The organism is Pseudomonas sp. A6, from assembly GCF_052367875.1.
Lineage (GTDB): Bacteria > Pseudomonadota > Gammaproteobacteria > Pseudomonadales > Pseudomonadaceae > Pseudomonas > Pseudomonas citronellolis.
Genome location: NZ_CP198970.1, coordinates 6268586 through 6280605, shown reverse-complemented (window position 1 = coordinate 6280605; position 12020 = coordinate 6268586). Strand labels below are relative to the sequence as shown.

Annotated in this window: 11 protein-coding genes and 2 tRNA genes; 12 read left to right on the top strand and 1 reads right to left on the bottom strand. The window is 64.6% G+C overall.

The annotated features are described in order from the left end of the window. Nucleotides 1-405 (top strand): DUF4149 domain-containing protein, encoded by a 405-nt coding sequence (locus ACTWJ5_RS27615; protein ID WP_444439669.1) that lies wholly within the window; start codon nucleotides 1-3, stop codon nucleotides 403-405. Nucleotides 406-453: 48 nt separating this feature from the next. On the opposite strand, the gene ACTWJ5_RS27610 is transcribed toward ACTWJ5_RS27615, so the two are convergent. Next, the gene (locus tag ACTWJ5_RS27610) at nucleotides 454-768 is read right to left on the bottom strand and encodes a YhbY family RNA-binding protein (protein WP_444436933.1); all 315 of its coding nucleotides are present in this window, start codon (nucleotides 766-768) and stop codon (nucleotides 454-456) included. Between the two features lie 78 nt (nucleotides 769-846). Here ACTWJ5_RS27610 and rlmE point away from each other — a divergent pair, with 78 nt between their 5' ends. The 11 genes from rlmE to infB all read left to right on the top strand — a co-directional run bounded on the left by rlmE (nucleotide 847) and on the right by infB (nucleotide 11953). Continuing rightward, nucleotides 847-1470 carry a 23S rRNA (uridine(2552)-2'-O)-methyltransferase RlmE gene (rlmE, locus tag ACTWJ5_RS27605; protein ID WP_249918749.1) on the top strand — a complete coding sequence of 208 codons (624 nt, stop codon included), beginning with the start codon at nucleotides 847-849 and terminating at the stop codon, nucleotides 1468-1470. A gap of 198 nt (nucleotides 1471-1668) precedes the next feature. Further along, on the top strand, nucleotides 1669-3588 hold the full coding sequence (ftsH, locus tag ACTWJ5_RS27600; RefSeq protein WP_074981328.1) for an ATP-dependent zinc metalloprotease FtsH: 1920 nt from the start codon (nucleotides 1669-1671) through the stop codon (nucleotides 3586-3588). A 9-nt stretch (nucleotides 3589-3597) separates the two neighbouring features. Further along, a complete protein-coding gene (gene folP, locus ACTWJ5_RS27595; protein WP_074981330.1) occupies nucleotides 3598-4467 on the top strand; it encodes a dihydropteroate synthase in 870 nt (289 codons plus the stop codon). Beyond that, a complete protein-coding gene (glmM, locus tag ACTWJ5_RS27590) occupies nucleotides 4464-5804 on the top strand; it encodes a phosphoglucosamine mutase (RefSeq protein ID WP_074981333.1) in 1341 nt (446 codons plus the stop codon). Before folP ends, glmM begins: the two co-directional genes overlap by 4 nt. 65 nt (nucleotides 5805-5869) lie before the next feature. Next, the gene (tpiA, locus tag ACTWJ5_RS27585) at nucleotides 5870-6625 is read left to right on the top strand and encodes a triose-phosphate isomerase (protein ID WP_444436932.1); all 756 of its coding nucleotides are present in this window, start codon (nucleotides 5870-5872) and stop codon (nucleotides 6623-6625) included. A 2-nt stretch (nucleotides 6626-6627) separates the two neighbouring features. Further along, nucleotides 6628-7020, top strand: coding sequence for a preprotein translocase subunit SecG (gene secG / locus ACTWJ5_RS27580; protein WP_074981335.1), 393 nt, complete (start codon nucleotides 6628-6630; stop codon nucleotides 7018-7020). A gap of 13 nt (nucleotides 7021-7033) precedes the next feature. Continuing rightward, a tRNA-Leu gene (locus ACTWJ5_RS27575) sits at nucleotides 7034-7119 on the top strand. A gap of 89 nt (nucleotides 7120-7208) precedes the next feature. Continuing rightward, nucleotides 7209-7285, top strand: a tRNA-Met gene (locus ACTWJ5_RS27570). A gap of 128 nt (nucleotides 7286-7413) precedes the next feature. Continuing rightward, nucleotides 7414-7872: a ribosome maturation factor RimP gene (gene rimP / locus ACTWJ5_RS27565; RefSeq protein ID WP_444436931.1), complete on the top strand. Its 459-nt coding sequence runs from the start codon at nucleotides 7414-7416 to the stop codon at nucleotides 7870-7872. A gap of 46 nt (nucleotides 7873-7918) precedes the next feature. Further along, complete coding sequence (gene nusA / locus ACTWJ5_RS27560; protein WP_074981337.1) at nucleotides 7919-9400, top strand: transcription termination factor NusA; 1482 nt, start codon at nucleotides 7919-7921, stop codon at nucleotides 9398-9400. 27 nt (nucleotides 9401-9427) lie between these two features. Continuing rightward, a complete protein-coding gene (gene infB / locus ACTWJ5_RS27555; protein WP_444436929.1) occupies nucleotides 9428-11953 on the top strand; it encodes a translation initiation factor IF-2 in 2526 nt (841 codons plus the stop codon). Nucleotides 11954-12020: the final 67 nt, after the last annotated feature.

Sequence of the window (12020 nt, the reverse complement as noted above, 5' to 3'; positions counted from 1 at the left end):
CTGAAAGCTGCCGCAGCCAGTTGGTTGCTGGCCCAGACCTTCTGGGTCGGCGGCCTCTGGCTGTTGCGTTTCGTGGTCCTGCCGGCGCTGCAGAAGGTCGGTCTGGCGCCGCTGCTGGTGCAGTCGGTGGCCGATGCCCTGACGCCGCTGCTGGTGGGTTTCGCCGGCTTCTGCGCGCTGCTCCAGGTATTGGTGCTGGTGACCGCGCAGGGTTTGCCCAGCCTCTGGCGCGAGATGCGCGGGCAATTGCTGCTGACGGTGCTGGCGATGGTGGCGAGCTACCTGGTGGTGAACCAGCTGGCGCCGGATGCCCAGCGCTGGCTGCTGTTCAACTACCTGGTGCTGGCCCTGTGCGGCGTGCTGCTGGTGCTGCAGCCGGTACCGGGGCGGGACGCGGCGCGCTGAGCGCCGGAGGAAGCCTTGGCCGGGCGCCTGGGCACCCGGCCTGCGCTGTCACAGGCCGCTGTAGCGGCTGACGTTGGACAGGTTGCGGTTCGGCTTGGGGTTGCGGCGGTAGACCAGGGCCATCTTGCCGATGGTCTGGATCAGCTCGCAACTACCGTTCTGGCACAGCTCGTCGATCAGCGCGCGGCGGTCGTCGCGCTCAGTGATGCGGAACTGCACCTTGATCAGTTCGTGATCGTTGAGCGCACGCTCCAGCTCGGCCATGACGCCTTCGGTAAGACCGTTTTCGGCAACGGTCAATACAGGCTTCAAGTGGTGGCCGATAGATTTGAACTGTTTCTTCTGCTCCTGAGTGAGCGCCATAATCAGACCCCTGGGAAAAAAGGCGGATATTCTACCCGAGTTTCGGTTTACCGGGTGCCCGCTCAGACGAGGTAACAAGTGGCCCGTTCCAAGACTAGCCATCGCTGGCTGAAAGAACACTTCGACGATCCGTACGTGAAGATGGCGCAACGCGACGGCTACCGCTCGCGCGCCAGCTACAAGCTGCTGGAGATCCAGGAGAAGGATCGCATCCTGCGCCCGGGCATGACCGTGGTCGACCTCGGCGCCGCGCCGGGCGGCTGGTCGCAGGTCACCAGCCGGGTGATCGGCGACAAGGGCACGCTGATCGCCTCGGACATCCTGCCGATGGACAGCATCCCGGATGTCACCTTCATCCAGGGCGACTTCACCGAGGACGAGGTCTTCGCCCGGCTGCTCGAGGCCATCGGAGAAAATCCGGTGGACCTTGTGATTTCCGATATGGCCCCCAATATGAGTGGACTGCCCGCCGTGGACATGCCCCGTGCGATGTTCCTCTGCGAGCTGGCGCTGGACCTGTGCACCCGGGTGTTGCGACCGGGCGGCGATTTCCTGATCAAGATATTCCAGGGCGAGGGCTTCGACACCTACCTGAAGATGGTCCGCGAGAATTTCGAGAAGGTGCAGATGCGCAAGCCGCTGTCCTCCCGCGACCGCTCCCGCGAGCAATATCTGCTCGCACGGGGCTTCCGCGGGGCCTAGACTGCGACGAATGGGCCGTCTGTCCGTCCACTGCACGCAAGTAGGGCTTGTCCCGGCTCGCGCCGGGGTTCATAAAGGGTTACAGACGCCTCCTACGTCGCTAGGGGTTGTGTAGTAATTTGGCCGGAAGGAGTCTGGCCGTCGTGTGAAGCGGTTTCCAGGGCGGAGCCGGCTTCAGAGGGTAATCAATTGAACGACATGGCAAAGAACCTGATCCTGTGGTTGATCATCGCGGCGGTGCTGGTCACCGTGATGAACAACTTCTCCAGTCCGAGCGAGCCGCAGACGCTCAACTACTCGGACTTCATCCAACAGGTGAAGGAAGGCAAGGTCGAGCGGGTTACCGTCGACGGCTACGTGATCACTGGCAAGCGCCAGGACGGGGACACCTTCAAGACCGTCCGTCCGGCGATCCAGGACAACGGCCTGATCGGCGACCTGGTCAACAACAACGTGGTCATCGAGGGCAAGCAGCCCGAGCAGCAGAGCATCTGGACGCAACTGCTGGTCGCCAGCTTCCCGATCCTGGTGATCATTGCCGTGTTCATGTTCTTCATGCGCCAGATGCAGGGCGGCGGCGGTGGCCGCGGCGGCCCGATGAGCTTCGGCAAGAGCAAGGCGCGCCTGCTGTCCGAGGACCAGGTCAAGACCACCTTCGCTGACGTCGCCGGCTGCGACGAGGCCAAGGAAGAGGTCAGTGAGCTGGTCGAGTTCCTCCGCGATCCGGGCAAGTTCCAGCGCCTGGGCGGCCGCATCCCGCGCGGCGTGCTGATGGTCGGCCCGCCCGGTACCGGTAAGACCCTCCTGGCCAAGGCCATCGCCGGCGAGGCCAAGGTGCCGTTCTTCACCATCTCCGGTTCCGACTTCGTCGAGATGTTCGTCGGCGTGGGCGCCTCCCGCGTGCGCGACATGTTCGACCAGGCCAAGAAACACGCCCCGTGCATCATCTTCATCGACGAGATCGACGCCGTCGGCCGCCATCGTGGCGCCGGCCTGGGCGGCGGTCACGACGAGCGCGAGCAGACCCTCAACCAGTTGCTGGTGGAGATGGACGGCTTCGAGATGAACGACGGCATCATCGTCATCGCCGCGACCAACCGTCCGGACGTGCTCGACCCGGCGCTGCTGCGCCCGGGCCGCTTCGACCGCCAGGTGGTGGTCGGCCTGCCGGACATCCGCGGTCGCGAGCAGATCCTCAAGGTGCACATGCGCAAGGTCCCGCTGGGCGACAACGTCGACGCGGCGGTGATCGCCCGCGGTACTCCGGGTTTCTCCGGCGCCGACCTGGCCAACCTGGTCAACGAGGCCTCGCTGTTCGCCGCCCGTTCCAACAAGCGCATCGTCGACATGCGCGAGTTCGAGCTGGCCAAGGACAAGATCATGATGGGCGCCGAGCGCAAGACCATGGTCATGTCCGAGAAGGAGAAGAAGAACACCGCCTTCCACGAGGCCGGCCACGCCATCGTCGGCCGCCTGGTGCCGGAGCACGACCCGGTCTACAAGGTTTCCATCATTCCCCGCGGCCGCGCCCTGGGCGTGACCATGTTCCTCCCCGAGGAGGATCGCTACAGCCTGTCCAAGCGCGCCTTGGAAAGCCAGATCTGCTCGCTGTTCGGCGGCCGTATCGCGGAAGAGATGACCCTCGGCTTCGAAGGCGTCACCACCGGCGCCTCCAACGACATCATGCGTGCCACCCAGCTGGCGCGGAACATGGTCACCAAGTGGGGCCTGTCCGAGAAGCTCGGTCCGCTGATGTACGCCGAAGAGGAGGGCGAGGTGTTCCTCGGCCGCAGCGCCGGCAGCCAGCACGCCAACGTGTCCGGCGAGACCGCCAAGCTGATCGACCAGGAAGTGCGGCGCATCATCGACGACTGCTACGGCACCGCCAAGCGCCTGCTGGAAGAGAATCGCGACAAGCTCGACATGATGGCCGACGCGCTGATGAAGTACGAAACCATCGATGCCGACCAGATCGACGACATCATGGCCGGCCGTGTGCCGCGCGAGCCGCGCGACTGGCAGGGCGGCGGTTCCGGTTCCTCCGGCTCGGCGACAGCCAGCCGCGACGAGGGTGGCCGCAAGGAAAACCCCATCGGTGGGCCCGCCGGCGAGCACTGAGAGCACTAGATGAGTTTCGAGCTGTACCCGACCCGGTTGCCTTGCGGCAACCGGGTTCTTGATTTAGGGCGTACCCATGTCATGGGTATCCTCAACGTCACCCCGGACTCCTTCTCCGACGGCGGCCGCTTCAGCCAGCGCGACGTCGCGTTGCGCCACGCCGTCGCGATGGTCGAGGCTGGCGCCAGCCTGATCGATGTGGGCGGCGAGTCGACCCGTCCGGGCGCGCGCCTGGTGTCGCCGACCGAGGAGCTGGAGCGCGTGGCGCCGGTGGTGGAAGCCATCGCCCGCGAACTGGACGTGGTGATTTCCGTCGATACCTCGACGCCTGCGGTGATGCGCGAGACCGCGCGCCTGGGCGCCGGGCTGATCAACGACGTGCGTTCGCTGCAGCGTGACGGCGCGCTGGATGCCGCGGTGGATACCGGCCTGGCCGTGTGCCTGATGCACATGCGCGGCGAGCCGAGCAGCATGCAGGACGACCCGCGCTACCCCGACATCCTGGCCGAGGTGCATGGCTTCCTCGCCGAGCGCATCGCCGTCTGCGAGGCGGCGGGAATCGCGCGCGAGCGCCTGGTGCTGGATCCCGGCTTCGGCTTCGCCAAGACCCAGGCGCATAACCTGGTGTTGTTCCAGCGCATGGAGCGTCTGCTGGAACTGGGCTGCCCGCTGCTGGTCGGAGTGTCGCGCAAGAGCATGATCGGCCGCGCGCTAGGGCGCGAGGTCGGTGACCGTCTGTATGGCAGCCTGGCGCTGGCGGCCTTGGCCGTGGCCAAGGGGGCGCGCATCATTCGCGTGCACGACGTTGCCGAAACGGTGGATGTGGTCCGCATGATCGATGCGGTGGAACAGGCTAAGGAAGAAGGAATGACAGCATGAGCAGGAAATATTTCGGTACCGATGGCATCCGTGGCCGCGTCGGCACGCCGCCGATCACGCCGGACTTCGTGCTCAAGCTGGGCTGGGCGGTAGGTATGGCTTTCCGCCAGCAGGGCAAGTGCCGCGTGCTGGTCGGCAAGGACACGCGGATTTCCGGCTACATGTTCGAATCGGCCCTGGAGGCCGGCCTGTCGGCCGCCGGCGCCGACGTGATGCTGCTGGGCCCGATGCCGACCCCCGGCATCGCCTACCTGACGCGCACCTTCCACGCCGAGGCCGGCATCGTCATCAGCGCCTCGCACAATCCCCACGACGACAACGGCATCAAGTTCTTCTCCGGCCAGGGCACCAAGCTGCCGGACGACGTCGAGCTGATGATCGAAGAACTGATCGACACGCCCATGACGGTCGTCGACTCCGCGCGCCTGGGCAAGGTCTCGCGGATTAACGACGCCGCCGGCCGCTACATCGAGTTCTGCAAGAGCAGCGTGCCCACCAGCACCGACTTCTCCGGCCTGCGCCTGGTCGTCGACTGCGCCCATGGCGCCACCTACAAGGTCGCGCCCAGCGTGTTCCGCGAGCTGGGTGCCCAGGTTTCGGTGATCGGCGCGCAGCCCAACGGCCTGAACATCAACGACAACTGCGGTTCCACCCACGTCGCCGCGTTGCAGGCGGCGGTCATCGCCGAGCAGGCTGACATGGGCATCGCCTTCGACGGCGACGGCGACCGCGTGATGATGGTCGACCATACCGGCGCGGTGGTGGACGGCGACGAGATCCTCTTCCTGATCGCCCGTGACATGCAGGAGCGCAACCGCCTGCAGGGCGGCGTGGTCGGCACCCTGATGAGCAACCTGGGCCTGGAACTGGCCCTGGCCGACCTGCAGATCCCCTTCACCCGGGCCAAGGTCGGCGACCGCTACGTGATGGCGGAAATGCTCGATCGCGGCTGGCAGTTGGGTGGCGAGAACTCCGGCCACGTGGTCTGCGCCCAGCACACCACCACCGGCGACGCCATCATCGCCTCGCTGCAGGTGCTGATGGCGCTGAAGAGCCGCGGCCAGACCCTCGCCGAGGCGCGCCAGGGTATCCGCAGGTTCCCGCAGGTGCTGATCAACGTGCGCTACCAGGGCAAGGACGTCGATCCCATCGAGCATCCGGCGGTCAAGGAGGCTTGCGCCCGCGTCACCGAAAGCATGGCTGGCCGTGGTCGCGTGCTGCTGCGCAAGTCCGGCACCGAACCGCTGGTGCGGGTGATGGTCGAGGGCGACGAAGAGACCCGGGTGCGTGCCTACGCCGAACAGCTGGCGAAGGTCGTAACCGAGGTATGTGCTTGATTTCTCTTGTCAGTCCGATTTTTGTCGAGTAACATCTGCGCCCACTTTGCTCAGCGAGGTACAGCATGCGTCGACCCTTAGTGGCCGGGAACTGGAAAATGCACGGTACCCGCTCCAGTGTTGCGGAGCTGATCAAAGGCTTGCGACAACTGGCTCTGCCTACAGGTGTCGACGTGGCGGTTCTGCCGCCCTGTCTGTACATCAACCAGGTCCTGCAAGGGCTGGATGGCAAGTCGGTTGCGGTTGGTGCGCAGAATTGCGCGGTCGAACCGATGCAGGGTGCCCTCACGGGTGAGATTGCTGCCAGCCAACTGGTCGATGCCGGTTGTTCCCTGGTTCTGGTGGGGCACTCCGAGCGCCGCCAGGTCCTGGGCGAAAGCGACGAGGTCATCGGTCGCAAGTTCGCGGCGGCGCAATCCTGTGGTCTGGTTCCGGTGTTGTGCGTGGGTGAGACCCGCGAGCAGCGCGAAGCCGGCAAGACCCTCGAGGTCGTGGGGCGCCAGCTGGGTTCGGTGATAGAGGATTTGGGCGTCGGGGCTTTCTCCCGCGCCGTAGTGGCTTACGAGCCCGTATGGGCCATCGGGACGGGGCTGACCGCTTCGCCCGAGCAGGCTCAGGAAGTACATGCGGCCATCCGTGCGCAATTGGCGGCGGAGAATGCCGAGGTCGCCCGCGGAGTTCGCTTGCTGTATGGCGGTAGCGTCAAGGCGGCGAATGCGGTCGAGCTGTTCGGCATGCCGGACATCGATGGGGGGCTGATTGGTGGCGCCTCCCTGAATGCGGATGAGTTCGGTGCGATCTGTCGCGCCGCGGGAAGCTGAAGATGCTGGAAACAGTTGTAATCGTGATTCACCTGCTGATGGCGCTGGGTCTGGTTGTACTGGTCCTGCTTCAGCATGGCAAGGGTGCGGATGCCGGTGCCTCCTTTGGCGCTGGTGCTTCGGGTACCGTTTTCGGTAGCCAGGGTTCCGCAACCTTCCTCAGTCGTTTTACTGCTGTACTGGCTGCAGTTTTTTTCATTACCAGCTTGGGTTTAGCGTATTTCGCTAAAGAAAAAGCTGATATGATACGTCACATCGGACTTCCTGATCCGGCAGTGATGGAGCAGAAGCAGGAGAAGGTCCCGGCAACCTCCGACGTGCCGGCGACCCAGGGGCAGCAACAAGCCCCAGCAGCTGGCAACGGTGACGTTCCGGCAGCTCCTGAGCAGAAGTAAGGCAAAGGTTTTTGCCGAGGTGGTGGAATTGGTAGACACGCTACCTTGAGGTGGTAGTGGCCATAGGCTGTAGGGGTTCGAGTCCCCTCCTCGGTACCATATACGAAGCCCCGCATGCGGGGCTTTCGTTTCCGGTGCGTCGGTTGACCTGGATAGGGTGTAACCGTATAATTTCGCACCAGCTTTGACGCGGGATGGAGCAGTCTGGTAGCTCGTCGGGCTCATAACCCGAAGGTCGTTGGTTCAAATCCAGCTCCCGCAACCAGTTATGGCAGAGCCCCTTTTCAGGGGCTTTTTGCTAGCTGGACAGTCCGCGCCGCCGTTGCTGGGCGGTCCTTTAGGGATGGGCGTTTCGCCCATTTTTCGTTTCTACGGCATACGCGAGGCGATCAGGTGTCGAGCAAGCTAGAACAGTTGCAGGCCTTGCTGGCCCCTGTGGTAGAGGCGCTCGGCTACGAGTGCTGGGGCCTCGAGTTCCTGTCCCAGGGACGTCATTCCCTGCTGAGGGTCTATATCGACAAGCCCGACGGCATCCTGATCGAGGACTGCGAGACGGTCAGTCGTCAGGTCAGCGGCGTGCTCGACGTCGAGGACCCGATCAGCGGCGAATACACCCTGGAAGTTTCCTCCCCGGGTATGGACCGCCCGCTGTTCACCCTCGAGCAGTTCGCCCGCTACGTTGGCGAGCAAGTGAAGATCAAGTTGCGCGTGCCCTTCGAGCGACGCCGCAACTTCCAGGGCGTCCTCCGCGGTGTGGAGGAGCAGGACGTGGTGGTCCTGGTGGATGACCATGAATACCTGCTGCCGATCGATTCGATCGATAAGGCCAACATCATTCCCCGATTTGAGTGAGCCGCGGATCAAGCGGATTCCAATGGATTGAAAGGCGAGGCGTACGATGAGCAAAGAAGTACTGCTGGTTGTTGAGTCGGTATCCAACGAGAAGGGTGTACCGCCCGGCGTGATTTTCGAGGCGCTGGAACTGGCTCTGGCGACCGCCACCAAGAAGCGTTTCGAGGACGAGGTCGACCTGCGCGTGCAGATCAACCGCACCAACGGTAACTACGACACCTTCCGTCGCTGGACCGTGGTCGAGGACGAAGACTACTCCAACCCGGCCGCCGAGCTGACCGTCGAAGACGTGCAGGAAAGCCATCCGGGCACCAAGGCCGGCGACGTCATCGAAGAGAAGATCGAGTCCATCGAGTTCGGCCGCATCGCCGCCCAGACCGCCAAGCAGGTCATCGTGCAGAAGGTCCGCGAGGCCGAGCGCGCCCAGGTGGTCGACGCCTACCGCGAGAAGGTCGGCGAGATCATCTCCGGCACCGTCAAGAAGGTCACCCGCGACAACGTCATCGTCGACCTGGGCAACAACGCCGAAGCGCTGCTGGCCCGCGACCAGATCATCCCGCGCGAAACCTTCCGCGTCGGCACCCGCGTGCGTGCCCTGCTCAAGGAAATCCGCAGCGAGAACCGCGGCCCGCAACTGGTCCTCTCGCGCACCGCGCCGGAGATGCTGGTCGAGCTGTTCCGCATCGAAGTGCCGGAAATCGCCGAGCAACTGATCGATGTCATGGCCGCTGCCCGTGACCCGGGCTCGCGCGCCAAGATCGCGGTCCGCTCCAAGGACAAGCGCATCGACCCGCAGGGCGCCTGCATCGGCATGCGCGGTTCGCGCGTCCAGGCCGTGTCCGGCGAACTGGGCGGCGAGCGCGTGGACATCGTCCTGTGGGACGACAACCCCGCGCAATTCGTGATCAACGCCATGGCCCCGGCCGAAGTGGCGGCGATCATCGTCGACGAAGATACCCACACCATGGATATCGCCGTCGCCGAGGACAACCTGGCCCAGGCCATCGGCCGCAGCGGCCAGAACGTCCGTCTGGCCAGCCAACTGACCGGCTGGACGCTGAACGTGATGACCGAGGCCGACATCCAGGCCAAGCAGCAGGCCGAGACCGGCGACATCCTGCAGCGCTTCGTCGACGAGCTGGATGTCGACGAGGAACTGGCCCAGGTGCTGGTCGAGGAAGGCTTCACCACCCTGGAAGAAATCGCCTACGTACCGATGGAAGAGATGCTCAACATCGACGGCTTTGACGAAGACATCGTCAACGAGCTGCGCTCGCGCGCCAAGGACCGTCTGTTGACCAAAGCCATCGCGACCGAGGAAAAACTTGCCGACGCGCAACCGGCCGAAGACCTGCTCAGCCTCGATGGCATGACCAAAGAGCTGGCCTTGGACCTGGTGCTGCGTGGCGTAACCACCCGTGAAGATCTTGCCGAGCAGTCGATCGACGACCTGCTCGACATCGACGGCATGGACGAAGAGCGTGCCGGCAAGTTGATCATGGCCGCCCGGGCCCATTGGTTCGAGTAAGCATTCGCGGCCTGAGGAGAGAAATGCATGACGCAAGTCACGGTGAAAGAACTGGCCAAAACGGTCGATACGCCGGTCGAGCGCCTGCTGCAGCAGATGCGCGAGGCGGGCCTGCCGCACAGCAGTGCCGAGCAGGTAGTGACCGACAACGAAAAGCAGGCTCTGCTGGCGCACCTCAAGGGTAGCCACGGCGATCGCCTGGAAGAACCGCGCAAGATCACCCTGCAGCGTAAGACCACCTCCACCCTGCGGGTGGCCGGCAGCAAGACGGTGAGCGTCGAGGTCCGCAAGAAGAAGACCTACGTCAAGCGCAGCCCCGACGAGATCGAGGCCGAGCGCCAGCGCGAGCTGGAAGAGCAGCGCGCCGCCGAAGAAGCGGCTCGCGTGAAGGCCGAGGAAGAAGCCCGTCAGAAGGCTGAAGCCGACGCCCGCCGTCAGGCCGAGGAAGCGGCCCGTCGCCAGCCTGAACAGGCTCCCCAGCCGGCGGCGCCTGCTGTCGCTGCCGAGGCTCCGGCTGCTGCGCCTGTCGCGCCCGCCGCCGCTCCGGCTGCTGGCGAGGAGCGCAAGAAGGAAGCCGAAGTACGCCGTCCGCCGAAGCGCGAAGAGGAAGACGAGCGTCGCGATCGCAAGCACGCCCAGCATCGCCCGTCGATCAAGGAAAAGGAAAAGACCACCGCTCCGCGCGTTGTCCGCTCCGGCGTGGATGACGATGACAGTTTCGGTCGTCGTGGCGGCGGTCGCGGCAAGGCGAAGCTGAAGAAGCGTAACCAGCACGGGTTCCAGAGCCCGACAGGACCGATTGTGCGTGAAGTGAGTATCGGCGAGACCATCACAGTTGCTGAGCTGGCCCAGCAGATGTCGGTGAAGGGCGCCGAAGTCGTCAAGTTCATGTTCAAGATGGGCACCCCGGTGACCATCAACCAGGTGCTCGACCAGGAGACCGCCCAGCTGATCGCCGAGGAACTCGGCCACAAGGTCAAGCTGGTCAGCGAGAACGCCCTGGAAGAGCAACTGGCCGAGTCGCTGAAGTTCGAAGGCGAGGCGGTAGCCCGTGCGCCGGTAGTGACCGTGATGGGTCACGTCGACCACGGCAAGACCTCGCTGCTCGACTACATCCGCCGTGCCAAGGTGGCCGCGGGCGAAGCCGGCGGCATCACCCAGCACATCGGCGCCTACCACGTGGAAACCGACCGCGGCATGGTCACCTTCCTCGACACCCCCGGCCACGCCGCGTTCACCGCGATGCGTGCCCGTGGCGCCCAGGCGACCGACATCGTCATCCTGGTGGTGGCGGCCGACGACGGCGTGATGCCGCAGACCCAGGAAGCCGTCCAGCACGCGAAAGCCGCTGGCGTGCCGATCGTGGTCGCGATCAACAAGATCGACAAGCCCGACGCCAACCCGGACAACATCAAGAATGGCCTGGCCGCGCTCGACGTGATCCCGGAAGAGTGGGGCGGCGACGCACCCTTCGTGCCGGTCTCGGCGAAGATGGGTACCGGTGTCGACGAGCTGCTCGAAGCCGTGCTGCTGCAGGCCGAAGTCCTGGAACTCAAAGCCACCCCGTCGGCCCCCGGCCGTGGCGTGGTGGTCGAATCGCGCCTGGACAAGGGCCGTGGCCCGGTAGCCACCGTGCTGGTTCAGGACGGTACCCTGCGCCAGGGCGACATGATCCTCTGCGGCGTGAACTACGGCCGCGTGCGCGCCATGCTCGACGAGAACGGCAAACCGATCAAGGAAGCTGGCCCGTCCATCCCGGTCGAAATCCTCGGCCTGGACGGCACGCCGGACGCCGGTGACGAAGTGACCGTGGTCGCCGACGAGAAGAAGGCCCGCGAAGTCGCGCTGTTCCGCCAGGGCAAGTTCCGCGAGGTCAAGCTGGCTCGCCAGCAGTCGGCCAAGCTGGAAAACATCTTCGAGAACATGGGCCAGGAAGAGAAGAAGACCCTCAACATCGTCCTCAAGGCCGACGTGCGTGGTTCTCTGGAAGCCCTGCAGGGCTCGCTCAGCGGCCTGGGCAACGAAGAAGTGCAGGTCCGCGTGGTCGGCGGCGGCGTCGGTGGCATCACCGAATCCGATGCCAACCTGGCGCTGGCCTCCAATGCGGTGCTGTTCGGCTTCAACGTCCGTGCCGACGCCGGTGCGCGCAAGATCGTCGAGGCCGAAGGCCTGGACATGCGTTACTACAACGTGATCTACGACATCATCGAAGACGTCAAGAAGGCCCTGACCGGCATGCTCGGCAGCGATGTCCGCGAGAACATCCTGGGTATCGCCGAAGTGCGTGACGTGTTCCGTTCGCCGAAGTTCGGCGCGGTCGCCGGCTGCATGGTCACCGAGGGCCTGGTGCACCGCAACCGTCCGATCCGCGTACTGCGCGACGACGTGGTGATCTTCGAAGGCGAGCTGGAATCGCTGCGCCGCTTCAAGGACGACGTGGCCGAAGTCCGTGCCGGCATGGAGTGCGGTATCGGCGTGAAGAGCTACAACGACGTCCGCGTCGGCGACAAGATCGAAGTGTTCGAGAAGGTCGAAGTCGCTCGTACCCTGTAAGGGCCGACGAGCGTAAACGCAGCGCCCGGGTCAGCCTTGCTGATCCGGGCGTTTGCCGCTTATTCGT